The sequence below is a fragment of the Pikeienuella sp. genome, from assembly GCF_046290545.1.
Taxonomy (GTDB): domain Bacteria; phylum Pseudomonadota; class Alphaproteobacteria; order Rhodobacterales; family Rhodobacteraceae; genus Pikeienuella.
Genome location: NZ_JBKAGV010000010.1, coordinates 135,402 through 159,525, shown reverse-complemented (window position 1 = coordinate 159,525; position 24,124 = coordinate 135,402). Strand labels below are relative to the sequence as shown.

Genomic DNA, 24,124 nt, shown 5'->3' with positions numbered 1-24,124 from the left:
TGACCGGGCGAGCATTTCAGCCGCCGCGCGCGCGGTCAACCGCGCGCCGCCAGCCCAAGCCGCGCGAGCCGGGCCCAGTCGAACTTCCCGCCCGGGTCGATCTTCCGCCCCGGCGCCACATCCTCGTGCCCGACGACGTTTCGCGGGCTGACGGGCCAGCGCGCCATGATCTCCGCCAGCAACCGCTCCAGCGCCGCCATCTGCGGCTCGGAGAACGGATGATAGCCATGCTCGTGGCCGGGATTGACCAGCTCGATCCCGATGGAGCGGGAATTCACGTCCCGCTCCCCCTCCCATTCCGAAACCCCGGCATGCCAGGCGCGCCGGTCCTCGGGAACGAGCGCCTCCGTCCGCCCGTCGAGATGGATCAGCCAATGGGCCGAAACTTCCGATTCCGGGTCGCAGAGCCGGGCGCGCGCCGCCTCCGCCGTCTCCATGCCGGTATAGTGGATCACCACCATGTCCGGCTTGCCGAGGCGGCGCTCGTTGTGGTTCGGGCTTTGCATCGCGCGAGGTTTCGGCTTTCCTCCGCGGATGTCCAGCCGCCCCTCCCCGCTCCCGAACCGCGTGGACCCGTTCGGGGCGGTCCACGCCCATCCCGCGCGCGGCGCATGGATGGGCAATCGCGGCGGACGAATCCACGAAGGGTTCCGCATCGCGCGCCCCCAGGCCTCCCGCCGCTGGATCATCTGCCGCCTGAGGTGGAAGGACTGGCGGCGGGAGGTCATGGGAGAAGGCTACACCGAGCTCTTCTTCCACGACGAGGCGACGGCGCTCGCCGCCGGTCACCGGCCCTGCTTCCTCTGCCGGCGGGAGGCGGCGCTCGCCTTCGCGGAGGCGTTCGGGGAGGCGATGGCCGAGGCGATGGACCGGCGGCTGGCGGCGGAGCGGCGCGGCGCGCGGCCCCTCATCGAGCCCGAGGCCCTCGCGCCGGGCGCGCTGGTGGAGACCGCAGGCGCGGCCTTCCTCTGGGAGGGCGAAGCCCTCCGCCGCTGGTCCTTCGAAGGCTACGGGCCGCCCGAGGCGCCCGCCGGCCCGCTCCGCCTCCTCACCCCCGTCTCGACCCTCGCGGCCCTCCGCCGGGGCTACCGCCCGGAGACGGGCGCTTCGGCCCCGAGCTGAGCGCGGGGCCCGGCTTCGCACCCGCGCGCGGCTTGCGGGCGCCGGGCTTCGGCGCCCCGGGCTTGGGGGCGGGCGCCGGCTGCGCCGGGCCGCGCAGCGCCTCCGGGTCCCGCTTGATGCCGAGCTGGTCGCGCAGGATCTTCGGCCGGACCTCCTCCACCGCCCCCGCGGCGAGGTCGCCAAGCTGGAACGGGCCGTAGGAGATGCGGATCAGCCGGTTGACGACGAGGCCCACCGCCTCCAGCGCCCGCCGGATCTCCCGGTTCTTGCCCTCCTTCAGCGAGATCCCGAGCCAGAGATTGCCGCCCTGCGCCCGCTCGATCTCCACCTTCATCGGCTGGAAGCGCTCGCCCTCGACCGTGAGGCCCTTTCGCAACGGCTCCAGCCCCGCATCGTCGATCCGGCCATGCGCGCGGGCGCGATAGCGGCGGGTCCAGCCCGTGGAGGGCAGCTCCAGCTTCCGCTTCAGGTCGCCGTCATTGGTGAGGAGCAGGAGCCCCTCCGAGGTGAGGTCGAGCCGGCCGACGCTCAGCACGCGCGGCATGTCCGGCGGCAGATTGTCGAACACCGTCGCCCGCCCCTTCTCGTCCCGTTCCGAGGTCACGAGGCCCACGGGCTTGTGATAGCGCCAGAGCCGCGGCGGCTCGGCTGCGGCGAGCGGCTGCCCGTCCACCTCGATCCGGTCGCCCTCCCCCACATTCAGCGCCGGGCTCGCGATCTTCCTGCCGTTGACGGAGACGCGCCCGGCCTCGATCATCCGCTCCGCCTCCCGGCGGGAGGCGACGCCGGCGCGGGCGAGCCGCTTGGCGATGCGCTCGCCCCCCTCCGTTTCGCTTTCCTTCGCCATGGATCGGCCCTTGCAAGCGCGCGCGGCGCGGGTTCAAACCGCTCAATGGGCCTTTTCTCCCCTCATATGCAAGCCGCGCTGGAAGAGGCGCGCGCCGCCGCCCTGCGCGGGGAGGTTCCCGTCGGCGCCGTCGTGGCGGAGCCCGGCGGCGCCATCCTCGCCCGCGAGGGCAACCGGATGCGGGAGCGGAATGACCCCACCGCCCATGCGGAGATCCTCGCCATCCGCGCGGCCTGCGCCCGGCTCGGCGCCGAGCGGCTGACGGGGCTCGACCTCTTCGTGACGCTGGAGCCCTGCGCGATGTGCGCCGGCGCGATCTCCTTCGCCCGGATCGGCCGGCTCTATTTCGGCGCGGCGGACCCGAAGGGCGGCGCGGTGGAGCACGGCCCGCGCTTCTTCGATCAGCCGACCTGTCATCACGCCCCCGAACTCTATGGCGGCATCGCGGAGCGGGAGGCGGCGGAGCTCCTCCGCGCCTTCTTCGCGGGCCTCAGGGGCGGCGGATGATGTTCAGCCCGGGGCCGACGCCATAGCTCGGGCTCTGGTCGCGGCGCAGCTGGTCCGTCCTGATCGCCGGCTGGCGCTCGATCTGGCTCCGCTGGTCGAGGAGGCGGCCCTGGTTGTCGAATGTCCCGCCCTCGCGGCGGCTTCGCTCCGCAGGCGTCTCCTCGCGCACGAGCGGCCTGTCGGAGGAGGCGGGCGGCGCGCCGGCGGAGGGCGGCGGATTTTCGGCGCGCGGAAAGGGCGCGATCTGACCGGGCGGCGGCGGGCTCTGCGCGAATGCGGCGCCGGCGAGCAGCGCCGCAAGCAGCGCGGCGCTACTCCGAAGGGTCGAAGAGCGAACGGAGCCGCCGGTTCCCGCCCTTGCGGAGGCCTGGCGGGCCCGAAGCCTCGAAATCATAGCGGTCGCCCTCCGAGGCGCTGCGCTCGTAGATATTGTCATAGCGCCGCTCCGGCCGCCGCGTCGGGTCGAAGCCCGGCGCGATGAAGGGCGAGCGTTCGGCCGCCGCCCGGTCCGGCGCGGCCTCCAGCACGATCTCGCCCTGCGGCCGCTCCGCATCCTGCGCGAGGGCGGGCGCGGCGGCGAGGGCGGCGCAGGCGAAGAGGAAGGCGCAGGGCTTCATGGCGATCTCCCATGCCATCGAGATGGCGAATCCTACGGCGCTTTCAACCGGCGGTCGATCTCCGCTCAGATCACGATCGCCTTCATCACTTCCGGCTCGACAATCCGCGCGCCCGGAACCTCCATCCCCTCGGCGGATTGGGCGAGGAGCGGGAAGGTCTTGTAATGGCAGGGAATGATCGTCCGGAACTTGAAGAATTTCCGGCAGGCGAAGGCGGCGCGGGGCGGGTCCATCGTGAAATGCCCGCCGATCGGCACGATCCCGATATCGGGGTCGTGAAGCTCAGCGAAGACGCCCATATCGGCCATCACGTCGGTGTCGCCCATGAAATAGATCACATGGCCCTCGGCCGCGATCATGTAGCCCGATTCATGGCCCATATAGACGGGCCGCCCCTCGATGCTGGCGGAGGAGGAATGGGCGGCGTTGACCATCGTCACCGCGACATCGCCAAGCTTCACCGTCCCGCCCTTGTTGAAGCCGATGACCTCGACCTTCTCCGTCTCGCCAAGCCAGGTCGCCCAGTCATAGATGCCGACGACCTTCGCCCCCGTCGCGCGCGCGATCTCCGCGGCGCCGGAGGCGTGGTCGCCATGCGCATGGCTGACGAGAACATGCGTCGCGCCCGCCACCGCCTCGTCGAACCGCGCCTCGTCGAAGCTCGGATTGCCGCGGAGCCAGGGGTCGACCAGCAGGACTTGCCCCGCCGCCTCGATGCGGAATCCGGAATGGCCGAGCCAGGTGATCTTCATGCTGCTGCTCCTCTCGCGGGGCCGTCTGCCCTTCTCGGGGGGACTGTGGCATAGCTTCCGGCGCGAAGGAACAGGGGCGATGGGGATGGAGGATCAGGCGGCGGCGGCGCTGGCGGCGGCGGATTTTCCGGCGGCTCCGCTCTCCCTCCTCCGCCTCCGCCCGGGCCGCGCCGCCGCGTTCCGCGCGGGCGGCGCCTTCGTGAAGGTCTATCTCGGGCCGGAGGCCGAGGCCCGCGCCGACGCGGCGATCGCGGGCAGGCGCGGGCCGCCCGGCTCGAAGGGCCGGGCGGCGCGCTCGCCCCCGCCCCCGGCCCGCTCGCCGGCGCGGCCTTCGCGAGCGAATGGCTGGAGGCGGAGCGGTTCGGGGACCTGATGCGCGCCCGCTTCCGCCCCGCTCGCCGCGCCGCGCTCCTCGAGGCGGCGGGCGCGTCCCTCGCGCGGCTCCACCGCAGCGCCCCCGGCGCGCCGCTCGCCTTCGGCGGCTGGCCGGCCGACGCGCTCCTGAAGACGCTGGCCCGCGCGGGCCGCCCGCCCTGGCCCGGCTTCGCCGCGCTTGTCGGCCGCGCCTGCGGCAAGCTCCATGAAGCGCGGGCGGAGCCGCTCCCCGCCGGTCCCGGGCATGGCGACCTTCATGCGGAGAACCTGCTCGTTCTGGCCGGCGGCGCGCTCCGGATGGTCGATTTCGCGGGTGACGAAACGCGCCCGGCGCTGGCCGACGTCGCGCAGCTCCTCGTCACCGCGGCGGCGCGGAGCCCGCGCTTCCCGCCCCGGCGGCGCGGCCGGTTCGGGCTCGCGTCGGCGGACGAGGCGGCGTTTTTCGCCGGCTACGGCGCGCTCCCCGCGCCGCCGCCGCTCGTCGCGCTCCACATCCTCCGCGTCGCGCTCGCGCAGGCGCTCCTCACCGCGGACCCGGAGCGCGAAGGGGCGGCGTCGCGCGGGCGGCGGCGGCGGCTCGCCCGGTTGCGGAGCCTCGCCGAGGCTGCGGCGGCGCGGATCGGCTGAGCCCCCGCGGGCGGGAGGCGGGCGGCGCCGGCAGCCGCCACATCGCGCCGATCCGCTCCGCGAAGCCCTCGTCCCGGCAGGCGATGAGCACGGCGCCCTTCCGCGCCGCGATGGCTTCGAGCAGCGCCTCCCGCCCCGCCTCGTCCAGCGCGGCGTCGAGCCCGTCGATGAGCGCGAGCCGCGCGTCGGAAAGGATCAGCCGCGCCAGCGCGAGCCTCGCGAGCTCCCCGGCGGAAAGCGTGCGCCCCCCCTCCCCCACTTCGCCGTCAAGACCGCCGAGCCGCGCCAGCGTCTCGCCGAACCCGGCCCGCTCCGCCGCCGCGATCAGCGCGGCGTCATCCGGCCGGGGCGATAGGCCGAGCGAAAGCGCCCGGCGGAGCGATCCGGCGAGGACCAGCGGGCGCGGCCCGAGATGGAGGATATGCCGCCGCCGGTCCGCCACGGAGAGCGAGGCGGGCGCCGCGCCCCGCACCCGAACCTTGCCGGCGGCGGGCGCGTCGAGCCCCGCGGCGACGCGCAGGAGGGCGGACTTGCCGGCCCCGTTCGGCCCGGTCAGCGCCGCCTTCTCCCCGGGCGCGAGCGCGGCGTCGAACCCCGTCACCGGCCCCGCCGAGACGCCTTCAAAGGCGAGCGCGGGCCGCCCTTTCCGCGGCCGCGCGGCGCCCGGCCGGGCGAGCCGCGGGGCGGAGAGCAGCGCGTCGAGCCGCGCCCGCGCCGCCTCATGCGCGCGCCGCCGGTCCCAGACGCCCGCAAGGTCGCGAAGCTGCGTCAGCATCAGCCCGAGCGCGGCGAGCGCGCCGGCGAGCGCCGCCGGCCCTTCCCCCGCCTGGAAGACGGCGAGTATCGCGCCGAGCGCGGCGAGCCCCGCAATCGCATCCGGCGCGGCGGCGAGCGCAGCGGCGTCCCGCGCGCGAAGGGCGGCGGCACGGCGGAGCGCGCGGCCGCGGGTTTCAAGCCGCGCCGTCTCCGTCGCCATCCGCCCGGCGAGCCGCAATTCGGGCGCAAGCGGCAACCGCTCCGCCATTTCGGAGGCGAGCCGCGCGCGCCGGCTCCGCAGCCGCCGATGCCGCCGCCCGAGCCCCGCGCCGAAGAGCGCCATCGCCCCGAGCCCGATGAGGAGCCCCGGCGCCGCCCCCATCGCCGCCGCCGGGCTGACCCAGACGAGCGCGGCGAAGGCGGCGGGGAGCGCGACCGCGGCGGCGAGGAGCGGCGCAAGGCCCCGGCTCACCCAGCCCGAAAGCGCCGCAAGATCGCCGGTGAAGCGCAAAGTGAGCCCCCCCGCGCGCCGCGCCGCCACAGCCTCCGCCGGCATCCGCGAAAGCTGGCGGAAAACGGCGAGCCGCACCGCCGCGGCGTAATCCTGCCCGAGGCCGGCGGCGGCCCAGCGCCCACCCCAGCGGCAAAGCGCGAGCGCGAGCGCCGCGGCGGCGAGGGCGAGCGCGGGGCCGAGCGGCGAAAGCCCCTCATGCATCGCGGAGAAAACCGCCCGCGTCGCCACCGCCGCAGCGGCCATCGCCGCCGCCTGCCCGAAGGCGAGCGCGACGAGGCCCGCGAAGCGGCCCCGCCGCCCGTCGCCGAGCGGGGCGGGCGCCGCGTTCACGCCGCCTCCCGCGCGCCGCTCTCCGCCCGGCGGATCAGCGCGGCGGCTTCCGCCGGGTCGCAAAGATCGCCGAGGTCGAGCACGCGCAGCCCCGTCGCCGCCTCCGCCTCCGCCGCGAGAAGCGGGGAGCGGGCGACGAGCCCGGAAAGGGCGAGCGGCGCGATCCCCCGCGCCGCGAGCGCGGAGACGCCGCCGACGGCGGAGAGCGCGCAGCCCGTCGCGAAGAGGAAGCCGCCAAAGGCGGAGCGCAGAACGGGGTCGGAGATCAGCGCATCTGTCTCCGTCTGCAGCACGCCGTCCGCGAACTCGACGACGGCCGCGTCGCAGCCCCGCGCCGCAGCCTCCGCCAGCAGCGTGTCAAGCGCCGCGGAGAGCCGCGCCGGCGCCTCGCGATAGGTCGAGGCCATGCCGCAATCGGTGAAGTCGAGCACGACATGCGCGCCGGCGTCGAGATAGGCGTTGTAGTCGCCGAAGGCGCCCGTCCCCGTCGCCTTGATCGCGGCGACGCGCCGCCCGGCGCGGGCGAGCCCGTGGGCGAGGCTGGCCGTCGTCGCCGTCTTGCCGGCGTTCATCGAGGCGCCGACGACCGCGATGGCGGAAATCCCGGCGGGCCGCGGCGCGGGCGCGAGCGCATAGGCGGAGAGGTTGAGCGCCGCGCCCCGCGCATCGGCCAGGAGCCCGAGCGGCGTCACCCGCGTCGGCGCGCCCATCTTCCCGTGCTTCTCGCGCATCCGGCCGAGCACGCCGCCGCCGGCCAGCATGTCCGCCTCGGCGCCGATCTCGGCCACCCCTTCGAACTGGTCGGCGGCGTAGCGCGCGCCGCAGGGCATGACGATCAGGTCGCCCTCATAGAGCTGGGAGGGGCGGCCGGCGGCGAGCTGGATGTTCCGGTGCTGCCCGATCCGGGCGACCCGGGCGAGGACGAGATCGCCCGCCCGCGCGCCGCGCGCATCCTCGATGAGGCCGGCCACGTCTCCCTGCGCTACGCGGCGCGCGGAGAAGGCCCATTTGGCGCGCTCGGCGAGCCGCGCGGCGTTGGTGCGGATAAGGGCGGCGGAAAACGGGGCGGTCATGGTCATGGTCCTTTGCTTCAGCCGCGATGGGCGAGGTTGATGAGGGCGCCGTCCGCGGCGCAGGCGTCGAAATCATGCCCGAGGCCGGGCGCGACGGTGAGGGAGAGGCGCGGGGCGGGCAGGCCCCGTTCCGCGGCGGCCGCCTTCAGCGCCGCGACCCAGGCCCCGGCGCGGGCGCGCCGGTTTGGGCCCTGCTGGGCGTCGATCCCGGGCGCGGCGCGCATGTTCTCGTCCCGCTGGTCGTCATCCGCGCCGACGAAGACGGCGATGTCGAGCCCGAGCATCCGATCGAAGCCGGAGGCGAGCTTCGCCCCCCACTCGCCGCCGAAGCCATAGGGAAAGGGCGCCTCGTCCGGGAAGGTCCAGAAGCCCGGCGCGGCGAGGGTCAGCCGCCGCACGCGCTCAGGGTAGAGCATCGCGAAACGGTGGGCGAACTGCGCCCCGCCGGAGAAGCCGGAGAGGTCGAAGCGCCGCGTCTCGAGGAGCCCCTCGTCCTCCAGCTCGTCGAGGAGCGAGAGCAACGCGCGGTCGGCCCGGTTCGGCTTCACCCGCTGATAGCCGCCCCAGCGCGCCTCGTCGAAGAGCGGGGCGATGACGGCGCGGCCCGCGGCGGCGGCGCCCGGCGCATGGGCGCAGGCCTGCGCCTCGGCGTCCCGCGCGATCCCGTGGAGGGCGATCAGCGGCGGCGCGCCCGCCTCGGCTTCGGCCGGCAGCGCCAGCCAGCAATCCAGAGCCCGCTTGCCGCGGCCCTTCCGAAAGGCGAGCCGGAAGGCCCCCGCTTTCGCCCGTGTCTCGGTCACATGCATCATCTCGGCGCCTCTTCTGACAAGTTGGAGCGCTTCGCCGCTCAGTTGCGAACCCAGGCCTCTTCGACCCCGTTCTCCTCATGCACGGCGCGGAAGGCCACCGGCCCCTCGCCCTCGGCGAACCAGGTGGTGCGGACGCGCTTGCCGTCCGCGCAGGCGACGACATGGGCGGGCGTGGCGGCGCCGGAGGGGCGGATCACCGCCTCGGAGCCGGTGACGCGGCAGCGCGTCTCCCGCGTGTAGGTGCGGCCGGTATGGGAGGTCGCGTTGCGCACATAGCCGGCCTCGGCGCCGGGCCGGAGCGGCCAGAGCGAGCCGACCGGGCGAACCGTCGCCTGGCCGGTATGCCAGTTCTGCGACTCGCCGCAATTCGCCCAGCTGTCGGAGGGCGCGAACCAGTCGCCCCAGCGCGTCCATGCGCAGCCGTCGGACTGCACCACGCGAACCGTGTCGCCGGACGCCCGGGCGCGAAGGGTGACGGGCGCGCCGTCGATGAGGTTGGTCGCGCTGATGTCGCCCGTCAGCGGCGCGCGCGGCTTCGCCATCGCGGCGAGCGGCCCGGAAAGCGGCGCCGTCTCCGGCGCGACGGCCGGCGCCGCGAGGCGCGCGACCGGGGCCGGGGCGCCGGCGCAGGCGGCGAGGCCGAGCAGCGCGGCGGCGGCGGCGGACAGGCGGAGGGGGGAAAGGCGGTTCATCGTTTCGTCTCCTGCTTGGCGGCCCCGTTCGGGCCGGTTGCAGGAAGAACGAAGGGCCGCGCGGGTTATTCCCGCGCGGCCCGTCTTTTTTCCGCCTTGCGCAGGCCTTAGCGGCAGCGCCCCCCCGGCGCGCGGATAAGGCCGAAGCCCGTCTCCTCGTCCCGCCCCGGCGCGCCGAGATCCTCCGCGCCGCGCACGAGCAGGGCGCGCGCCGCCTCCGGGTCCCCGCCCGCGGCGCCGCGCGCGCGGAGAAGGGCCGCGACCGCGAACGGCACGGCGAAGCTCGTCCCCGTCCACCCTTGCGAGCCGCCGTCCGGCGCGGCGGAGGCGACGTTCACGCCCGGCGCCGCGAACTCGACATAGGGGCCGCGATTGCCCCCGCGCCAGGCGCGCTTGCGCCGGTCCACGGCCGAGACGGCGATGACGGAGGGCAGCGCGGCCGGGAAGGCGGCGCGCGCGCCCGGCCCGGCATTCCCCGCCGCCGCGACGATGTTCGCCCGCCGCCCCGCCGTGTCGAGCGCGCGGCCGAGGAGGATGTTGTGTTCCCCCGCGATGCTCATGCCGACGACGCGCGCGCCCTCGGCAAGCGCCCAGTCGAGCGCGCGGATCAGCGCCGCCGCGTCGGCGCGCGTCGCCTCGCCCCGCTGCGCGAAGGCGGCGGCGGAGAGGAGCCGCGCGCCGGGGGCGAGCGGGGCCATGCCGGGCGCGGCCTCCCCGACGAGGAGCGCGGCGACCGCGGTGCCGTGATCGGGCGGCGCGGGGGAAAGGCCGGGCGTGAGGAAGCTCGCCTGCTCGATCCGGGCCCCGCGCAGCGAGGGGTGCGAAAGGTCCACCGCCGTGTCGATGATCGCAATCGGCGCGGCCCCTGTGCAGGCGTCGGCCGGGCCCGTATCGAGGCTGACGAACTGCGCCCCCCAGCACTCCTCCCCGGCGCAGGCGCCGGCGCCGCTGTCGTAGAGGTCATTCTGGTCGAACACCGCCTCGGGCGCGATGTTGCGCGCGGCGGCGAGCGCGGCTTCGACGCTCTGTCCGAGCGGCAGGGAGAGGACATGCATGACCTCCCCGAGCCCGCCGAGCCGATCCTCCGAAAGCGCGACATAGCCCCGCGCCGCCAGCGCCTGAAGCGCCGCCGGGCTCAGGCCGAAGGCGACGATCTCCTCGGGCAGCACGTCACGCCCGTCAGGCGAGCGCGGCGCGCCGAAGAGCGCCGCGAGCGCCCGCTGCGGGGCCGTCGTGCGGTCCTCGTCGTCATCATCGTCGTCATCGTCATCGTCATCGTCATCGTCGTCATCGTCGCGGCGGTCCCCGTCGTCATCGTCCCGGTCGTCATCGTCGCGGTCGTCATCGTCCCGGTCGTCGTCCCGGTCGTCGTCGTCGCGGTCATTGTCGTCCCGGTCATTGTCGTCCCGGTCGTTGTCGCCGTCGTCTCCGCCGTCATCTCCCCCATCGTCGCCGCCATCGTCGCCGCCGTCATCTCCCCCGTCGTCGCCGCCATCGTCGCCGCCGTCATCTCCCCCGTCGTCGCCGCCGTCGTCGCCGCCATCGTCGCCACCGTCATCCCCGCCATCGTCGCCACCGTCGTCGCCGCCGTCATCCCCGCCGCCGCCGCTTCCGCCGCCGCTGCCGCCGCCGCTTCCACCACTGCCGCCGCCGTCATCGCCGCCATCGCCATCCCCGTCGCCGTCCCCGTCGCCGTCCCCATCCCCATCCCCGTCGCCATCCCCATCCCCGTCGCCGTCTCCATCCCCGTCGCCGTCTCCATCCCCGTCGCCATCGCCGTCGCCGTCTCCATCCCCGTCGCCGTCGCCATCGCCGTCGCCCCCGTCGCTGTCGCCGCCGCCTCCCCCGCCGCTGCCGTCGCTCTCTCCGCCATCCGCTTTCGCCGAGCCGCGGAAGGTCGAAAGCGTCCAGTCGTCGCCGAAGGGCGCGAAGGCGAGCCCGAGCGTGAAGAGAATGGTCCAGAGGGCGCGCATCGTGGTCTCCTTGGTTGACGCGGATGAAACGCGCCGAACCGTTGAAAAATTCCCCCGCTGCGGGAATAGACGCCTCGTTGGCGGCGTTTCACCCGCGAACAAGGGAGAAATCCGGCATGAGCGAAGACGTCAAGGCGGAACTTGTCGCCCTCATACCCCGGCTCCGGCGCTTCGCCTGGTCGCTGACCGGCAGCCGGGACGAGGGGGACGATCTGGTGCAGGCCGCCTGCCTGAAGGCGCTCGGCGCGCTGGACCAGTACGAGCCGGGCACGCGGCTCGATTCCTGGATGTTCCGGATTCTCCGGACCGGCTGGATCGACCGCGCCCGCACCCGCGCCCGCCGCCCGGGTTCGAGCGACCCGGAGCTGCTCGAATCGCTCTCCGACGATGGCTACGCCGAGCGCAAGGCCGAGGCGCGGATGACGCTGGACAGGGTCCGCGCCGCGATGGAGCGGCTGCCGGACGAACAGAGGGAAGTGCTGGCGCTCGTCGCCGTCGAAGGCCTCAGCTACCGCGAGGCGGCGGACGTGATCGGGGCGCCGATCGGAACGGTGATGAGCCGCCTCGCGCGGGCGCGGGCGCGGCTCGGCGAGATGATGGAGACCGCGGCATGAGCAAGGAGTGGACCGAGATGGAAATCGCCGCCTATGTGGACGGGGAGCTGGTCGGAGAGGATGCGGCGCGCGTCGCCCGCATCATCGAGGCGGACCCGGAGGCCGCGCGCCTCGCGCTGAAGCTGATGGAGATGAACGACCTCCTGCGCGAGGCCTTCGCCGCCCCGGCGGAGGAGGAGGCGCCCGCCCCGCTCCGCGCCGCCGTGCTCGCCGAGCCCGGCAAGGTGGCGACGCTGAAGCGCAAGCCCTTCCTCGCCCCGCCCGCCGTCTTCTCGGCGCTCGCCGCCACGCTCGCGCTCACGGTCGGGCTCGGGCTCGGCGGCGCGCTCTTCGGAACCGGCGCGCCGGAGGGGGCGCGGCTCGCGCTCGGCGCCGGCCCCGCGCCGGAAGAAGCCGCCGCCGCCTTCGAGACGGCGGCGAGCGGGAGCGAGGCCGCCGGCCTGCGCCCCCTCGTCAGCTTCGAGACGGCGGCGGGCCCCTGCCGGGAGTTCGAGACGCTGGGGGATGGCGGCGCCGTCACCGCCCTCGGCCTCGCCTGCCGGGAGGATGGCCGATGGTCCGTCCGCGTCCTCGCCGCGGCGCCGGAGGCGGAGACCGCCTCGGGCGGCTTCGCCCCCGCCTCAGGCGCCGCGGCGGACGCCGTCGGCGCCCTGCTCGACGCGCTCGGCGCCGGCCCCGCCCTCTCCCCGGCGGAGGAGGCGGCGCGGATCGGCGCAGGCTGGCGCTGAGGCGGAAAGCCCGCTTGCGTCCGAGGCCGCCAGCGGGCAGGGAAGGCGCGCTTCAGGAGGAAAGGCTCGCCATGCTGCCCATCGCCGCCACGATCTTCGGCTTCGCGCTCGGCTGGGTCCGCGCCGCCCGCCGGGGCGGCACGGTCGCCGACCGCTGGCAATACGCCATCGGCCATGCGCTCGGCTTCGGCCTCCTCGGCTTCCTCATCGCCATCGTGATCGTCTGGATCGGGCTTTTCGCGGAAGGCGGGGCCGGCTAGGCTCCCCCCATGTTCAACCGTTTCTTCCTTTCCCTTCGCGAGGCGAAGGTGCCCTGCTCGCTCCGCGAGTATCTGACGCTGATCGAGGCGCTGCAGAAGGGCGTCGCGATGTACGACGTCGAGGCGTTCTATCACCTCGCCCGCGCCGCGCTGGTGAAGGACGAGCGGCATATCGACCGGTTCGACCAGGTCTTCGCCGCCTGCTTCAAGGGGCTCGAAAGCGCCGCGCTGGCCGACGCGATCGCGGAGACGGCGCTGCCCGAGGAATGGCTCCGCAAGCTCGCCGAAAAGCACCTCTCGCCGGAGGAGATGGCGCAGATCGAGGCGCTCGGCGGCTGGGAGAAGCTGATGGAGACGCTCCGCCAGCGGCTGGAGGAGCAGAAGGGCCGGCACCAGGGCGGCTCGAAATGGATCGGCACCGCCGGCACCTCCCCCTTCGGCGCCTATGGCTACAACCCCGAAGGCGTCCGGATCGGCCAGAAGGAGAGCCGCCACCGCCGCGCGGTGAAGGTCTGGGACAAGCGGGAATTCCGCAATCTCGATTCGGATGTCGAGATCGGGACGCGCACGATCAAGGTCGCGCTCCGTCGCCTCCGCCGCTGGGCGCGGGACGGGGCGCAGGAGGAGCTCGATCTCGACGGCACGATCCGCGCCACCGCGGAACACGGCTATCTCGACGTGAAGACGCGGCCCGAACGGCGAAACGCCGTGAAGGTGCTCCTCTTCCTCGACAATGGCGGCTCGATGGACGGCCATGTGAAGGTCGTGGAGGAGCTGTTCTCCGCCGCCTGCACCGAGTTCAAGCACATGGAGCATTTCTACTTCCACAACTGCCTCTACGAAGGCGTGTGGAAGGACAATCGCCGGAGGTGGGACGCGCAGACGCCGACGCACGAGATCCTCCGCACCTACGGGCCGGATTACCGCGTCGTCTTCGTCGGCGACGCGGCGATGAGCCCTTACGAGATCGTGCAGCCCGGCGGCGCCGTCGAGCACTGGAACCAGGAGGCCGGCGAGGTCTGGCTCCGCCGCGCCATCGGGCAATGGCCGAAGAGCGTCTGGATCAACCCGACCCCGGAACAGCACTGGAAATACACCCAGTCCACCCAGCTCATCCGGCAGATATTCGCCGACCGGATGTATGCGATGACGCTCCAGGGCATCGAGGGCGCGATGCGGGAATTGTCGCGGTAGCCCTTCCCGCAGTCCCGGCCTTGAGCCGGGACCCCGACGAACAGAGGCGCCCCGCTCCCTAGATCTCCGCCACCGCCTCCACCTCGAAGAGGAAATCCTCCTTCACCAGCCGGTCCACCACGAGGATCGTGTTGGGCGGGAAGAGCGGGCCCGGGAAGATCGTGGGGAAGAGCGCCTTCCGCAGCGCCATGAAGGGCTCGATATCCTGGCTGTGCACGAAGATCGTCGTCATCCGCACGATGCTGGAATAATCCCCGCCCATCCCCTTCAGCACATCGCCGAGATTGCCGAAGCACTGGTGGAACTGCGCCGCGAAATCGCCCTTCCCCACCACGTCCCCCGCGAGGTTCACCGAAAGCTGGCCCGCGATGAAGACGAGTCTGCCCTTCCCGCTCGGCACGCCGACATGGGAATAGAGCCCCTGCGCGGGCGCGGTGTTCGGCGGGTTGACGTATTCGACCATGCTTCTCTCCTTGCTGTCGGCGCTCACCACCTGAGCCCGATCCTCACCGCGTCGTAGATCGCCGCGTGAATGTTGCGGGACGCGACCGCATCCCCGATCCGGCAGAGCCGGAAGGCCGCCTCCGGCGCGCGGTCGGGGAAGATCTCCCCCGCCCCGATCAGCGCCCGCTGGTCGATCTCGCCGCGGTTCCGGCTCAACGGCTTCAGCGCGAAATAGAGATCGTCGAGCGGCGCCGTCCCGTGTTCGACGACGACCTGATCGACCGCGCGCTCCTCCGCGTAAGCAGCTTCGAATTCCGAGCCGAGCGTCGCGACGAGCCGGTTCCCCTCCCGCCGCACCGCCCGGACGCGCGTGTTGACCGTGATCCGCGCGCCCGCCCGCTGCATCGCGGCGGCGAGCGGCGCGTGGTTCATCCCGCCGATGCCGATGGCGAAGGCGCGTTCGGGCGTCACCACCTCCAGCCGCGATCCGGCGGCGGCGATCATCTCCGCCGCGGCCATGCCCGGCTCCGCCCCGTTGTCGTCGAAAAGCAGGACCTCCGCCCCCGGCTTCACGGCGCCCGAGACGATGTCCCATGACGTGACGCAAAGATCGGCGCCCGCCATGGCCGGCGGTTGCGGCAGCCCGCCGGTGGCGATCACCACCATGTCGGGGGAAAGCGCCAGCACGTCCTCCGCCTCCGCGAAGACATTGCAGCGGAGGTCGACGCCGAGCCGTTCGAGCTCCGCCAGCCGCCAGTCCACGATCCCGATCAGCTCCCGCCGCCGCGGGTTCATCGCCATGAGCCGCGCCTGCCCGCCCGGCTCCGAAGCCGCCTCCAGCAGCGTCACCTGATGCCCCCGCTCCGCCGCGACCCGCGCCGCCTCCAGCCCGCCCGGGCCGGCGCCGACGATGACGGCGCGGAGCGGGCGGCCGGCGCGCGGGATGTCATGCGGAATCGTCGCCTCCCGCCCCGTCGCGGCGTTGTGGAGGCAGAGCGCGCCGCCGCCCTCATAGAGCCGGTCGAGGCAGTAAGTCGCGCCGACGCAGGGCCGGATGCGCGCCTCCTCTCGCGCCATCACCTTCCGCATGAGATGCGGGTCCGCGAGATGCGCCCGCGTCATGCCCACAAGATCGAGTTTCCCGCTCTCGATCGCATGCCGCGCCGTCGCCACATCGGAAATCTTCGCGGCGTGGAATACGGGAAAGCGCGTCTCCGCCCTGACCTCCCCCGCGAAGTCGAGATGCGGGGCGGAGGCCATGCCCGCCATCGGGATGACGCGGATCAGCCGCGCGTCATGGTCCACTTGCCCCCGGATCAGGTTGATGAAGTCGAAGAGCCCGGAGGCGACGACGCGCCGGGCGATCTCCATTCCCTCCTCGCGCCCGATCCCGCCCTCCGCCTGCTCGTCCGCCACCATGCGGAGGCCGACGATGAAGTCCGGGCCGACGGCGGCGCGGATCGCCCGCCCGACCTCCCAGGTGAAACGCAGCCGGTTCTCGAGGCTCCCGCCGTATTCATCCTCCCGCCGGTTGGTGAGCGGGGACCAGAACCCATCCAAGAGGTGCCCGTAGGTCTCGATCTCGAACCCGTCGAGCCCCGCCGCCTGCATCCGCTGCGCCGCCGCGGCGTAATCCGCCGCGATCCGCGCGAAGTCGAAATCCTCCATCGCCTTCGGAAAGGCCCGGTGCGCCGGCTCCCTGAGGGAGGAGGCGGCGACGGGCGGCAGCCAGTCCGCCTTCGCATAGGTCGTGCGCCGGCCGAGATGGGTGAGCTGGATCATCACAGCGCAGCCCTCCTCATGGCAATCCGCGGCGATGCGGGCGAGGAGCGGCACGATCCGGTCGTCATAGGCCTTGAGGTTGCCGAAGGCGGCCGGGCTGTCCGGCGAGACGACGGCGGAGCCCGCCGTCATCGTCATGGCGACGCCGCCCTTCGCCTTCTCCCGGTGATAGAGCCGGTAACGCTCCCCCGGCAGCCCGTCCTCGCCGTAATCCGGCTCGTGGGCGGTGGAGATGACCCGGTTCTTCAGCGTCAGATGCTTCAGCCGGTAGGGGCGGAGGAGGGGGTCGTCGCGCATCGGCGCATCAGGCGCGGCGGCGGGCGCGCCGTCAAGCGCTTGAGCGGACGAGCTTGTAATGCGACCTTTGGCCGTGCGCCACGGCCCCGAAGAGCGGGTCTCCGGTGGAGACCCGCAGGGGCCGTTCGGCCGGAGCCCCTGCGGAGGCCGAGGGGCGCCAAGCCTTCCCGAACGTCGAAGATCAGACCGTGCACGCCGCGGTGGGCGCGGACTCGCGCCCGCCGGGGGGGCGGCGGGCGCGGGCTGATCTGACGCGGGTCAGATCAGCCGGGCGCATCTCGCCGCCGCAGCGCGCCGATCCGGCGGCGGACCGAACGCAGCCCGCCGTCAAGCGCTTGCGCCCGCGCTCCGTCGCCCGCAACCATGCGCGCGAACAGGGAGGCCGGCATGGCGACACGAATCCGCGGCGCGCTCTTCGACAAGGACGGAACGCTGATCGACTTCACGGCGACATGGCGCGGCCTCGTCGAGAGCCTGATCGAAGATCTGGCGGAGGGCGACGCGCCGCTCGCCCGCGCGCTCGGCCACGCCATCGGCTTCGACGGGGCGACCGGGCTCTTCCTGCCGGGCTCCCCCGTCGTCGCCGGATCGACCGGCGAGGTCGCCGCCCTCCTCGCCGCGCTCCTGCCGAAGGGCGACGCGGCGGAGATCGAGGCCGAGGCGAACCGCCGCGCCGCCGCCGCCGGGGCGGGGGACGAGGCGGGGCTCGTCGCCGTTCCGGGCCTCGCCGGCGCGCTCGGCCGGCTCGAAGGCATGGGCCTCTCCCTCGGCGTCGCCACCCACGATTCGGAGGCGGCGGCGCGGGCCCATGCCGCCCAGCTCGGCCTCGCGCCGCATTTCCGCTTCTACGCCGGCTATGACAGCGGCCATGGGCTGAAGCCCGGCCCGGGGATGCCCCGCGCCTTCTGCGCCGCCGCCGGCCTCGCGCCGGGCGAGACCGTGATGATCGGCGACAGCGTGCATGACCTCGGCGCCGCCCGCGCCGCCGGCCTCGCCGCCGCGGTGGGCGTGCTCACCGGCCCGGCGACGGAGCGGGAGCTCGCGCCCCATGCGGACGTGATCCTCCCCTCCGCCGCCGACCTGCCGGACTGGCTCATTCGCGCCTTCCCCGCCTAGAGCGCGCGTTCGCGGCGCCGGGCGTCGCAAGCCGCGATTGACGTCGCGGGGAGGCGCGCGATGCTCGGGGCCGCTCCAGAGGATTGCAGAGATGACCGAGACAGAGACGCGCGAAGCCCCCTCGCGCCGCGCCCGCGGCGGCAGGGCCGGCAACCAGCGCCGAGGCGGCTCCGCCGCGATCCGCCAGACCCCGTGGGGGCGGATCGTCAACACGGACCATCCGACCGCCCCGCTCCGCCCCGAAGGCGTCGAGGCGGTGCATGACGCCGCGATGCGCGTGCTGGAGGAGATCGGCGTCGACTTCCTCAACGAGGAAGCCCGCGCCATTCTCCGCGAGGCCGGCGCGAAGGTGGAGGGGGATCGCGTCCGCATGGGCCGCGACTTCGTGATGGAGATGGTCGCCCGCGCCCCCCGCGAATTCGACATCACCCCGCGGAACCCCGAAAGGCGCGTCCATATCGGCGGGGCCGACATGGTCTTCGTCAATGTCTCCTCCCCGCCGAACGCGATGGACCTCGATCATGGCCGCCGCGTCGGCAATATGGAGGACTTCCGCAACTTCATCCGCCTCACGCAATACTTCAACTGCATCCATCTCGCCGGCGGCTATCCGGTGGAGCCGGTGGACATCCACGCCTCCATCCGCCATCTCGACTGCCTCTATGAGAAGCTGACGCTGACGGACAAGGTCTGCCACGCCTATTCGCTCGGGGCGGAGCGGGTGGAGGACGTGATGGAGATGGTCCGCATCGCCGGCGGCCTCTCCCATGCCGAATTCGACGCCGCGCCGCGGATGTACACGAACATCAACTCCTCCTCCCCGCTGAAGCACGATTTCCCGATGCTGGACGGCGCGATGCGCCTCGCCCGCCGCGGCCAGCCGGTGATCGTCACGCCCTTCACCCTCGCCGGGGCGATGGCGCCGGTGACGCTGGCGGGGGCGACCGTGCTCTCAGTCGCCGAATGCCTCGCCGCCGTCGCGCTCCTCGAATGGATCGCGCCGGGGCTGCCCGTGGTGATGGGGACCTTCACCTCGAATGTGGACATGAAGTCCGGCGCCCCCGCCTTCGGCACCCCGGAATATTCGCGCGCGACGCAGATGGCCGGGCAGATGGCGCGCTTCTACGGCCTGCCGCTCCGCGCTTCCAACGCCTGCGCCGCCAACGCGCCGGACGGGCAGGCGATGTGGGAGAGCGCGAATTCGCTCTGGGCCTGCGTCACCGCGCAGGCCAACATCGTCTATCACGGCGCGGGCTGGCTCGAAGGCGGGCTCATCGCCTCCTACGAGAAGTTCGTGATGGATTGCGAGCTGATCCAGCAGATGGCCCATTACATGAAGGGCGTCTCCGCCATGGAGGCGGACCTTGCGCTGGAGGCGATCCGCGAGGTCGATTCGAGCGGCCATTTCTTCGGCTGCCAGCACACGCAGGAGCGCTACGAGACGGCGTTCTACACGCCCTTCCTCTCGGACTGGCGGAATTTCGAAGCCTGGACGGAGGCGGGCGCCGTGGAGACGCCGCAGCGCGCGAACCGGATCTGGAAGGAGATCCTCGCCGAGTTCACGCCCCCGCCGATGGACGAGGGGACCCGCGAGGCGCTCGCATCCTTCGTCGCGCGCCGGAAGAGCGAAGGCGGCGCGCCGACCGATTTCTGAGCCTCAGCCGCGCCGTCGCCGGCGGTTGAGGAACACGAGCCCGCCGAGCGCGGTCAGCAGGAGCGGAAGCGCCTCCGGCGTCGGCACCGCCGCGGTGACGCCCTGCGAGGGCGCCGCCGCGAGCCGGAGCGCGAGCGGGCCGAAGAGCCCGACATTGTCCACCTTGGGGCCGATATTGTCCGTCCCGGTCGTCGACAGCGAAATGGTCACGAACTGGTCGACCGCCAGGAAGGTGGTCGAAAAGCTCATGAAGCCGTGCTTGATCGCGCCGGGCAGGTTGAGCCGGCCGTCGATGCTTCCGATGCTGTAGAAGATCGTCTCCGGGCGCGTATGCGTGCGGGCGTAGTCGAACGAGAATTCGTAGAGTTCGCCGAGCACCAGCTCGAACGTCCTCTTCGTCTCGATTCGCCCCGCCATGTTCATCGACCCTTCGAGGTCGAGGAAGAGCCCGTCGCCGCCCAGCCAGAGGAAACTGTACCCGCCGCCGACAACGTCGATCGCGCCGTTGGTGACGTTCCAGTGCGTCAACTGGGCATTGTGCCAGTGCGTCTCATCCTCGAAATCGTCGAAGAAGACGACGCTTGTCGCATGAGCGGCCCCCACAGCCGCCGATGCGCCGAGCGCAGCCGCAAGAGCGACCGCGCGAAAGAGCGCTTTCATGTCAGTCCCCACAAGACCACATCGCGCGGCCACATCCGCGCACATTCAGAATTTGTCTCAACTTCTTGACAAATTCAAGGCGTCGGGGCAGGCGCCACGCTCCATGGCGCCTGTGATGTGATCAATACGACACAACCATGCCGCGCAGCGCCCGGTCAGCGGGGCCCAGTCAGCGGGGCCCAGTCAGCGAGGTCCAGTCAGCGAGGCAGTCAGCGGGGCTGCTCGTCCTCGTCATCCTCCCCGCCCTTCGGCAGGTTGAAGAGGCTTTCCGCGTCCACGAGCGTGCTGCGCCCGCCCTCCTCCTCGCGCTCGTCGCCGAGGATGGAGAAGTTCTCGAGCCCGCCGAAGCTCTTCTGCGGGCGGGCGGGTTCGACATGGGCGTGAAGGCTCGCCTCGGTGGACATGAGGACCTTCTTCTCCTCGTCCGTCATCGTCTCGCCTTCGACCTTCGCCTTGCGGGCGGTCGCGCGCTTCACCGCCGCGTCGAGTTCCATCTGCTTGCAGAGGCCGAGGGCGACAGGGTCCACCGGGCGGATGTTCGGCATGTTCCAGTGCGATTTCTCGCGCACGGAGAGAATCGTCGGCTTCGTCGTGCCGACGAGCTTGGCGATCTGGCTGTCCGCCAGTTCCGGGTGATAGCGCACGAGCCAGGCGATGGCCGCCGGCCGGTCCTGCCGCTTGGAAAGCGGGGTGTAGCGGGGCACCTTCCGCTTCTGCTCGGGCGCGAGCGTCTTCTTCTGGAGCCGCAGCCGCGCCTTCGGGTCCGCCTCGCAGCGCGCGATCTCCTCCTTCGTCAGCTGCCCGCGGGCCACCGGGTCGAGCCCCTTGATGCCGATGGAGACCTCGCCGTCGGCGATGCCGCCGATCTCGAGTTCGTGCATGCCGGTGAAGTCCGCGATCTGCTGGAAGGTCAGGGCGGTGTTGTCCACGAGCCAGACGGCGGTCGCCTTGGGCAGGAGCGGAAGGTCGGTCATGGTCGGTCTCCTCAGGGCATGGCTCTCCGCGGTCCGAAAACCGGCGCCGGAGCGTTAGTCGGTGTTCGAGGGGAGATTGGCGGGTATATAGACCCGATGACCGGGCGAATAAAGATGCTTCTCAACATGCTCCGACTCTGCTTTCTCCTGCTTTTCCTCCCGTTCGCGGCGGCGCGGGCCGAAGACCGGGCGGGCGAATTCGACTATTACGTCCTCGCCCTCTCCTGGAACGCCTCCTGGTGCGCGCGGGAGGGGGACGCGCGCAGCGCGGAGCAATGCGACGCCCGCCACGACCACGGCTTCACCGTCCACGGCCTCTGGCCGCAATACGAGCGCGGCTGGCCCCAGGATTGCCGGACGCGGGAGCGGGACCCGTCGCGGCGGGAGACGGCGGAAATGACCCCGATCATGGGCTCCTCCGGCCTCGCCGCCTATCAATGGCGCAAGCACGGCCGCTGCACCGGCCTCTCCGCCACCGAATATTTCGACGCGACGCGCCGCGCCTGGGCCGCCGTGACCCGACCGGACATCTTCCGCCGCCTCCCCCGCGACATGGAGATTGCGCCCGCCGTGGTCGAGGAGGCCTTCCTCGAAGCGAACCCTGCGCTTGAGAGGGACGGCGTGACGGTGACCTGCCGGGACGGCTTCATCCAGGAAGTCCGCATCTGCATGACAAAGGCGCTGGAGCCCCGCGCCTGCGCTCCGGATGCGCGGCGGGATTGCCGGGCGGTCTCGCTCATGCCGAAAATGCGGTGAGCTGCGCCGCGTGGCGCGCCTCCCCTTCCCCCGGCAGGGGGAGGGGGGGGCGACGCTTGTGCGGGCCCCGCGCACCCGCCACCCTAACGGTAGCTTGCGCCCCCCGCCCGCGCCTTCCCCGCCCTCCCGATTGATTTCCCGCCCCCTTCGGCGAATATCGGACCCAAGAAACGGGAGGAGCGACCATGGCCGGCAGCGCCTATGACGTGGGACTGGAACGCCGCGAAGCGAATCATCAGCCGCTCTCGCCCATCCCCTTCCTCGCCCGCGCCGCGCTGGTGCACCCGGAAAAGACGGCGATCATCCACGGCCCGCTCCGGCGGACCTACGCGGAGTTCCACGCCCGCGCCCGCCGCCTCGCCTCCGCCCTCGCGGCGAGGGGCGTGGGCAAGAACGACACCGTCGCCGCCCTCCTCCTCAACACCCCCGCGATGCTGGAGGCGCATTACGGCGTCCCCATGGCCGGCGCCGTGCTCAACACGATCAACACGCGGCTCGACGCCGCGGGGATCGCCTTCATCCTCGACCATGGCGAGGCGAAGGTCCTGCTAGTCGACAGCGAACTGAGCCCCCTCGCCGCCGAGGCGCTGAAGATCGCGAAGGCGAAACCCCTCCTCGTCGAATACGCCGACCCGGAAAGCGGCGTCCCCGCCTCGCTCGGCGCCGAGGACTACGAGGCCTTCGTCGCCGCGGGCGACCCGGCCTTCACGCCCGTCACCCCGGGAGACGAATGGGACGCCATCGCCCTCAACTACACCTCCGGCACGACGGGGGACCCGAAGGGCGTCGTCTACCACCACCGCGGCGCCGCGCTCCTCGCCCTCTCGAACGCGCTGCACGGGGCGATGGGCGCCTCAAGCGTCTATCTCTGGACGCTGCCGATGTTCCACTGCAACGGCTGGTGCTTCCCCTGGACGCTCTCCGCCGCCATGGGCACCCATGTCTGCCTCCGCGCCGTCCGCGCGAAGGCGATGTTCGACGCCATCGCGGACCATCGCGTGACGCATCTCTGCGGCGCGCCCATCGTGATGCAGACCCTCCTCAACGCCCCCGAGGCGGAGAAGCGGGACTTCCCCCACCGCGTCAGCTTCCTCACCGCCGCCGCGCCGCCGCCCGAGGCGGTGCTGGCCGCGATGGGCGGCGCCGGCTTCGACGTGACGCATCTCTACGGCCTGACGGAGACCTACGGCCCCTCCGTCGTGAACGAGTGGAAGCCGGAATGGGACGCCCTCCCCCCCGCCGACCAGGCCGCGAGGAAGGCGCGGCAGGGCGTCCGCTACATCGCGCTCGACGACCTCACCGTGCTCGACCCCGAGACGATGCAGCCCGTCCCGGCGGACGGGGAGACGCTGGGGGAGGTAATGTTCCGCGGCAACGTGGTGATGAAGGGCTACCTCAAGAACGCGGCGGCGACGGAAAAGAGCTTTTCCGGCGGCTGGTTCCATTCCGGCGATCTCGGCGTCCTGCACCCCGATGGCTACATCCAGCTGAAGGACCGGTCGAAGGACATCATCATCTCGGGCGGGGAGAACATCTCCTCCATCGAGGTGGAGGACGCGCTCTTCAAGCATCCCGCCGTCGCCGCCTGCGCCGTGGTGGCGAGGCCGGACGAGAAATGGGGCGAGACGCCCTGCGCCTTCGTCGAGCTGAAGCCGGGCAAGGAGGCGACGGAGGCGGAGCTCATCGCCTTCGTCCGCGAGCGGCTCGCGCATTTCAAGGCGCCGCGCACGGTCGTCTTCGCGGAACTGCCGAAGACCTCCACCGGCAAGATCCAGAAATTCGAGCTGAGGAAAGCCGCCGCCGCGCTCTGACCCGCCCTTGCCCCGCGCCCCCGGCTGCAATAGCTCACGAGCCGCATGTGAGGAGGGCGAAGCATGGCGGAAAGCGGCGGAAAGCGGGATCTGTTCGGCGGGGACGATCCTTTCGCCCTCGCCCGCGCCTGGCTCGCGGAGGCGGAGGCCTCGGAGCCAAACGATCCGAACGCCATCGCCCTGGCGACGGCGGACGCATCGGGCCTCCCCAATGTCCGCATGGTCCTCCTGAAGGAGATCGAGACGAGCCAGACGAAGGGCGGCTTCGTCTTCTACACCAACCATGAGGGCGCGAAGGGCCGCGAGCTCGCCGCCAACCCGCAGGCCGCGCTTGTGGCGCACTGGAAGTCGCTCCGCCGGCAGGTCCGCGTCCGCGGCCCGGTGGAGCGGGTGGAGGACGCGCAGGCGGACGCCTATTACAATTCCCGCGCCTATCAGAGCCGGATCGGCGCCTGGGCTTCGAAACAGTCCCGCCCGCTCCGCTCCCGCGCCGCGCTGATGGCGGAGGTGGCGAAATACGCCGCCCGCTTCCCCGTCAATCCGCCCCGCCCGCCGCACTGGGGCGGCTACCGCATCCGGCCCGTGGAGATCGAGTTCTGGGCGGATGGCGACTTCCGCCTGCATGACCGCTTTCGCTGGACCCGGCCGGATGTGGGCAAGACCGGCTGGAAGGTGGAGCGGCTGAACCCCTGAGGCGAGGGACAGTCTCATCTGGCGCCCGCCAAGGGTTCCGTACCCGGCCTCGAAAAGCATCTCTCCAGTGGAGAGATGCCGAGGCCGTCGCCCGAAGGCGCAAGCCGCAGGGCGAGGGGCGCCAAGCTTGCCCGGACGGCTGCATCG

27 protein-coding genes and 1 pseudogene are annotated in these 24,124 nt (G+C 72.5%); 14 read left to right on the top strand and 14 right to left on the bottom strand.

Features of this window, described 5'->3' with window-relative positions; translation table 11 throughout:
* Nucleotides 1-47: 47 nt before the first annotated feature.
* Nucleotides 48-506, bottom strand: a pseudogene (locus ACE37J_RS09090) (N-acetylmuramoyl-L-alanine amidase); the annotation flags it as partial.
* A 28-nt stretch (nucleotides 507-534) separates the two neighbouring features.
* Between ACE37J_RS09090 and ACE37J_RS09085 the strand changes: the two are divergent.
* The gene (locus tag ACE37J_RS09085) at nucleotides 535-1,122 is read left to right on the top strand and encodes a hypothetical protein (RefSeq protein ID WP_409710384.1); all 588 of its coding nucleotides are present in this window, start codon (nucleotides 535-537) and stop codon (nucleotides 1,120-1,122) included.
* Here ACE37J_RS09085 and ACE37J_RS09080 read toward each other — a convergent pair.
* Nucleotides 1,049-1,969: a pseudouridine synthase gene (locus tag ACE37J_RS09080; protein ID WP_409710381.1), complete on the bottom strand. Its 921-nt coding sequence runs from the start codon at nucleotides 1,967-1,969 to the stop codon at nucleotides 1,049-1,051. The two genes, ACE37J_RS09085 and ACE37J_RS09080, sit on opposite strands and share 74 nt — an antisense overlap.
* Before the next feature lie 66 nt (nucleotides 1,970-2,035).
* On the opposite strand from ACE37J_RS09080, the gene ACE37J_RS09075 reads away from it, so the two are divergent.
* Nucleotides 2,036-2,476 (top strand): nucleoside deaminase, encoded by a 441-nt coding sequence (locus ACE37J_RS09075; protein WP_409710378.1) that lies wholly within the window; start codon nucleotides 2,036-2,038, stop codon nucleotides 2,474-2,476.
* Here ACE37J_RS09075 and ACE37J_RS09070 read toward each other — a convergent pair.
* The 3 genes from ACE37J_RS09070 to ACE37J_RS09060 form a co-directional block, all read right to left on the bottom strand.
* Nucleotides 2,460-2,645, bottom strand: a complete 186-nt coding sequence (locus ACE37J_RS09070; protein ID WP_409710375.1) for a hypothetical protein — start codon at nucleotides 2,643-2,645, stop codon at nucleotides 2,460-2,462. The two genes, ACE37J_RS09075 and ACE37J_RS09070, sit on opposite strands and share 17 nt — an antisense overlap.
* Nucleotides 2,646-2,787: 142 nt before the next feature.
* Nucleotides 2,788-3,093, bottom strand: a complete 306-nt coding sequence (locus ACE37J_RS09065; RefSeq protein ID WP_409710372.1) for a hypothetical protein — start codon at nucleotides 3,091-3,093, stop codon at nucleotides 2,788-2,790.
* 65 nt (nucleotides 3,094-3,158) lie between these two features.
* Nucleotides 3,159-3,845, bottom strand: coding sequence for a metal-dependent hydrolase (locus tag ACE37J_RS09060; protein ID WP_409710369.1), 687 nt, complete (start codon nucleotides 3,843-3,845; stop codon nucleotides 3,159-3,161).
* Nucleotides 3,846-3,924: 79 nt separating this feature from the next.
* Between ACE37J_RS09060 and ACE37J_RS09055 the strand changes: the two genes are divergently transcribed.
* Both ACE37J_RS09055 and ACE37J_RS09050 read left to right on the top strand, forming a co-directional pair.
* Nucleotides 3,925-4,218 carry a hypothetical protein gene (locus ACE37J_RS09055; RefSeq protein ID WP_409710366.1) on the top strand — a complete coding sequence of 98 codons (294 nt, stop codon included), beginning with the start codon at nucleotides 3,925-3,927 and terminating at the stop codon, nucleotides 4,216-4,218.
* Nucleotides 4,191-4,847, top strand: a complete 657-nt coding sequence (locus ACE37J_RS09050; protein ID WP_409710551.1) for a phosphotransferase family protein — start codon at nucleotides 4,191-4,193, stop codon at nucleotides 4,845-4,847. The genes ACE37J_RS09055 and ACE37J_RS09050 overlap by 28 nt, the downstream gene beginning before the upstream one ends.
* On the opposite strand, the gene ACE37J_RS09045 is transcribed toward ACE37J_RS09050, so the two are convergent.
* The 5 genes from ACE37J_RS09045 to ACE37J_RS09025 form a co-directional block, all read right to left on the bottom strand.
* Nucleotides 4,744-6,447 (bottom strand): ATP-binding cassette domain-containing protein, encoded by a 1,704-nt coding sequence (locus ACE37J_RS09045; protein ID WP_409710363.1) that lies wholly within the window; start codon nucleotides 6,445-6,447, stop codon nucleotides 4,744-4,746. The genes ACE37J_RS09050 and ACE37J_RS09045 overlap by 104 nt on opposite strands.
* The gene (locus tag ACE37J_RS09040) at nucleotides 6,444-7,526 is read right to left on the bottom strand and encodes a hypothetical protein (protein ID WP_409710361.1); all 1,083 of its coding nucleotides are present in this window, start codon (nucleotides 7,524-7,526) and stop codon (nucleotides 6,444-6,446) included. The genes ACE37J_RS09045 and ACE37J_RS09040 overlap by 4 nt, the downstream gene beginning before the upstream one ends.
* 11 nt (nucleotides 7,527-7,537) lie before the next feature.
* The gene (locus ACE37J_RS09035) at nucleotides 7,538-8,329 is read right to left on the bottom strand and encodes a hypothetical protein (RefSeq protein WP_409710358.1); all 792 of its coding nucleotides are present in this window, start codon (nucleotides 8,327-8,329) and stop codon (nucleotides 7,538-7,540) included.
* A 38-nt stretch (nucleotides 8,330-8,367) separates the two neighbouring features.
* Nucleotides 8,368-9,021 (bottom strand): hypothetical protein, encoded by a 654-nt coding sequence (locus ACE37J_RS09030; RefSeq protein ID WP_409710355.1) that lies wholly within the window; start codon nucleotides 9,019-9,021, stop codon nucleotides 8,368-8,370.
* A gap of 107 nt (nucleotides 9,022-9,128) precedes the next feature.
* Nucleotides 9,129-10,076 carry a S8 family serine peptidase gene (locus ACE37J_RS09025; RefSeq protein WP_409710353.1) on the bottom strand — a complete coding sequence of 316 codons (948 nt, stop codon included), beginning with the start codon at nucleotides 10,074-10,076 and terminating at the stop codon, nucleotides 9,129-9,131.
* Here ACE37J_RS09025 and ACE37J_RS09020 point away from each other — a divergent pair.
* From ACE37J_RS09020 to ACE37J_RS09000, 5 genes are all read left to right on the top strand, one after another.
* Nucleotides 10,071-11,012: a hypothetical protein gene (locus ACE37J_RS09020; protein WP_409710350.1), complete on the top strand. Its 942-nt coding sequence runs from the start codon at nucleotides 10,071-10,073 to the stop codon at nucleotides 11,010-11,012. The two genes, ACE37J_RS09025 and ACE37J_RS09020, sit on opposite strands and share 6 nt — an antisense overlap.
* 98 nt (nucleotides 11,013-11,110) lie before the next feature.
* Nucleotides 11,111-11,608 carry an RNA polymerase sigma factor gene (locus ACE37J_RS09015; RefSeq protein WP_409710347.1) on the top strand — a complete coding sequence of 166 codons (498 nt, stop codon included), beginning with the start codon at nucleotides 11,111-11,113 and terminating at the stop codon, nucleotides 11,606-11,608.
* Nucleotides 11,605-12,336 (top strand): hypothetical protein, encoded by a 732-nt coding sequence (locus tag ACE37J_RS09010; RefSeq protein WP_409710343.1) that lies wholly within the window; start codon nucleotides 11,605-11,607, stop codon nucleotides 12,334-12,336. Before ACE37J_RS09015 ends, ACE37J_RS09010 begins: the two co-directional genes overlap by 4 nt.
* A gap of 71 nt (nucleotides 12,337-12,407) precedes the next feature.
* The gene (locus ACE37J_RS09005) at nucleotides 12,408-12,596 is read left to right on the top strand and encodes a hypothetical protein (protein WP_409710340.1); all 189 of its coding nucleotides are present in this window, start codon (nucleotides 12,408-12,410) and stop codon (nucleotides 12,594-12,596) included.
* Between the two features lie 9 nt (nucleotides 12,597-12,605).
* Nucleotides 12,606-13,790, top strand: a complete 1,185-nt coding sequence (locus tag ACE37J_RS09000) for a vWA domain-containing protein (RefSeq protein WP_409710337.1) — start codon at nucleotides 12,606-12,608, stop codon at nucleotides 13,788-13,790.
* Between the two features lie 58 nt (nucleotides 13,791-13,848).
* Here ACE37J_RS09000 and ACE37J_RS08995 read toward each other — a convergent pair whose 3' ends face one another.
* Both ACE37J_RS08995 and ACE37J_RS08990 read right to left on the bottom strand, forming a co-directional pair.
* A complete protein-coding gene (locus ACE37J_RS08995) occupies nucleotides 13,849-14,253 on the bottom strand; it encodes a RidA family protein (RefSeq protein WP_409710334.1) in 405 nt (134 codons plus the stop codon).
* Between the two features lie 23 nt (nucleotides 14,254-14,276).
* Entirely contained in the window at nucleotides 14,277-16,313 is a 2,037-nt protein-coding gene (locus tag ACE37J_RS08990; protein ID WP_409710331.1) for an FAD-dependent oxidoreductase, read from the bottom strand.
* A gap of 387 nt (nucleotides 16,314-16,700) precedes the next feature.
* Here ACE37J_RS08990 and ACE37J_RS08985 point away from each other — a divergent pair, with 387 nt between their 5' ends.
* Both ACE37J_RS08985 and ACE37J_RS08980 read left to right on the top strand, forming a co-directional pair.
* The gene (locus ACE37J_RS08985; RefSeq protein WP_409710328.1) at nucleotides 16,701-17,429 is read left to right on the top strand and encodes an HAD family hydrolase; all 729 of its coding nucleotides are present in this window, start codon (nucleotides 16,701-16,703) and stop codon (nucleotides 17,427-17,429) included.
* A 91-nt stretch (nucleotides 17,430-17,520) separates the two neighbouring features.
* Nucleotides 17,521-19,083 carry a trimethylamine methyltransferase family protein gene (locus ACE37J_RS08980; RefSeq protein ID WP_409710326.1) on the top strand — a complete coding sequence of 521 codons (1,563 nt, stop codon included), beginning with the start codon at nucleotides 17,521-17,523 and terminating at the stop codon, nucleotides 19,081-19,083.
* Nucleotides 19,084-19,086: 3 nt separating this feature from the next.
* Here ACE37J_RS08980 and ACE37J_RS08975 read toward each other — a convergent pair whose 3' ends face one another.
* Nucleotides 19,087-19,743, bottom strand: coding sequence for a VPLPA-CTERM sorting domain-containing protein (locus ACE37J_RS08975; protein ID WP_409710323.1), 657 nt, complete (start codon nucleotides 19,741-19,743; stop codon nucleotides 19,087-19,089).
* Between the two features lie 209 nt (nucleotides 19,744-19,952).
* Complete coding sequence (locus ACE37J_RS08970) at nucleotides 19,953-20,717, bottom strand: DUF1013 domain-containing protein (RefSeq protein ID WP_409710320.1); 765 nt, start codon at nucleotides 20,715-20,717, stop codon at nucleotides 19,953-19,955.
* Between the two features lie 114 nt (nucleotides 20,718-20,831).
* Between ACE37J_RS08970 and ACE37J_RS08965 the strand changes: the two genes are divergently transcribed.
* From ACE37J_RS08965 to pdxH, 3 genes are all read left to right on the top strand, one after another.
* Complete coding sequence (locus ACE37J_RS08965; protein ID WP_409710548.1) at nucleotides 20,832-21,473, top strand: ribonuclease T2 family protein; 642 nt, start codon at nucleotides 20,832-20,834, stop codon at nucleotides 21,471-21,473.
* Between the two features lie 185 nt (nucleotides 21,474-21,658).
* Nucleotides 21,659-23,284, top strand: a complete 1,626-nt coding sequence (locus ACE37J_RS08960) for an acyl-CoA synthetase (RefSeq protein ID WP_409710317.1) — start codon at nucleotides 21,659-21,661, stop codon at nucleotides 23,282-23,284.
* A gap of 63 nt (nucleotides 23,285-23,347) precedes the next feature.
* A complete protein-coding gene (gene pdxH, locus ACE37J_RS08955; protein WP_409710314.1) occupies nucleotides 23,348-23,977 on the top strand; it encodes a pyridoxamine 5'-phosphate oxidase in 630 nt (209 codons plus the stop codon).
* Nucleotides 23,978-24,124 lie beyond the last annotated feature (147 nt).

What these genes read in the sequence shown, in the direction of transcription:
- ACE37J_RS09005 (WP_409710340.1), top strand. Translation starts at nt 12,408, where the DNA reads ATGCTGCCCATCGCCGCCACGATCTTCGGCTTCGCGCTCGGCTGGGTC.
- ACE37J_RS09055 (WP_409710366.1), top strand. Translation starts at nt 3,925, where the DNA reads ATGGGGATGGAGGATCAGGCGGCGGCGGCGCTGGCGGCGGCGGATTTT.
- ACE37J_RS09020 (WP_409710350.1), top strand. Translation starts at nt 10,071, where the DNA reads ATGCATGACCTCCCCGAGCCCGCCGAGCCGATCCTCCGAAAGCGCGAC.
- ACE37J_RS09015 (WP_409710347.1), top strand. Translation starts at nt 11,111, where the DNA reads ATGAGCGAAGACGTCAAGGCGGAACTTGTCGCCCTCATACCCCGGCTC.
- ACE37J_RS09010 (WP_409710343.1), top strand. Translation starts at nt 11,605, where the DNA reads ATGAGCAAGGAGTGGACCGAGATGGAAATCGCCGCCTATGTGGACGGG.
- ACE37J_RS08970 (WP_409710320.1), bottom strand. Translation starts at nt 20,717, where the DNA reads ATGACCGACCTTCCGCTCCTGCCCAAGGCGACCGCCGTCTGGCTCGTG.
- ACE37J_RS08975 (WP_409710323.1), bottom strand. Translation starts at nt 19,743, where the DNA reads ATGAAAGCGCTCTTTCGCGCGGTCGCTCTTGCGGCTGCGCTCGGCGCA.
- ACE37J_RS09085 (WP_409710384.1), top strand. Translation starts at nt 535, where the DNA reads ATGTCCAGCCGCCCCTCCCCGCTCCCGAACCGCGTGGACCCGTTCGGG.
- ACE37J_RS09035 (WP_409710358.1), bottom strand. Translation starts at nt 8,329, where the DNA reads ATGATGCATGTGACCGAGACACGGGCGAAAGCGGGGGCCTTCCGGCTC.
- ACE37J_RS08965 (WP_409710548.1), top strand. Translation starts at nt 20,832, where the DNA reads ATGCTTCTCAACATGCTCCGACTCTGCTTTCTCCTGCTTTTCCTCCCG.
- ACE37J_RS09075 (WP_409710378.1), top strand. Translation starts at nt 2,036, where the DNA reads ATGCAAGCCGCGCTGGAAGAGGCGCGCGCCGCCGCCCTGCGCGGGGAG.
- ACE37J_RS09040 (WP_409710361.1), bottom strand. Translation starts at nt 7,526, where the DNA reads ATGACCATGACCGCCCCGTTTTCCGCCGCCCTTATCCGCACCAACGCC.
- ACE37J_RS09025 (WP_409710353.1), bottom strand. Translation starts at nt 10,076, where the DNA reads ATGCATGTCCTCTCCCTGCCGCTCGGACAGAGCGTCGAAGCCGCGCTC.
- ACE37J_RS08960 (WP_409710317.1), top strand. Translation starts at nt 21,659, where the DNA reads ATGGCCGGCAGCGCCTATGACGTGGGACTGGAACGCCGCGAAGCGAAT.
- ACE37J_RS09060 (WP_409710369.1), bottom strand. Translation starts at nt 3,845, where the DNA reads ATGAAGATCACCTGGCTCGGCCATTCCGGATTCCGCATCGAGGCGGCG.
- ACE37J_RS09065 (WP_409710372.1), bottom strand. Translation starts at nt 3,093, where the DNA reads ATGAAGCCCTGCGCCTTCCTCTTCGCCTGCGCCGCCCTCGCCGCCGCG.
- ACE37J_RS09080 (WP_409710381.1), bottom strand. Translation starts at nt 1,969, where the DNA reads ATGGCGAAGGAAAGCGAAACGGAGGGGGGCGAGCGCATCGCCAAGCGG.
- pdxH (WP_409710314.1), top strand. Translation starts at nt 23,348, where the DNA reads ATGGCGGAAAGCGGCGGAAAGCGGGATCTGTTCGGCGGGGACGATCCT.
- ACE37J_RS08985 (WP_409710328.1), top strand. Translation starts at nt 16,701, where the DNA reads ATGGCGACACGAATCCGCGGCGCGCTCTTCGACAAGGACGGAACGCTG.
- ACE37J_RS08995 (WP_409710334.1), bottom strand. Translation starts at nt 14,253, where the DNA reads ATGGTCGAATACGTCAACCCGCCGAACACCGCGCCCGCGCAGGGGCTC.
- ACE37J_RS09000 (WP_409710337.1), top strand. Translation starts at nt 12,606, where the DNA reads ATGTTCAACCGTTTCTTCCTTTCCCTTCGCGAGGCGAAGGTGCCCTGC.
- ACE37J_RS08990 (WP_409710331.1), bottom strand. Translation starts at nt 16,313, where the DNA reads ATGCGCGACGACCCCCTCCTCCGCCCCTACCGGCTGAAGCATCTGACG.
- ACE37J_RS08980 (WP_409710326.1), top strand. Translation starts at nt 17,521, where the DNA reads ATGACCGAGACAGAGACGCGCGAAGCCCCCTCGCGCCGCGCCCGCGGC.
- ACE37J_RS09030 (WP_409710355.1), bottom strand. Translation starts at nt 9,021, where the DNA reads ATGAACCGCCTTTCCCCCCTCCGCCTGTCCGCCGCCGCCGCCGCGCTG.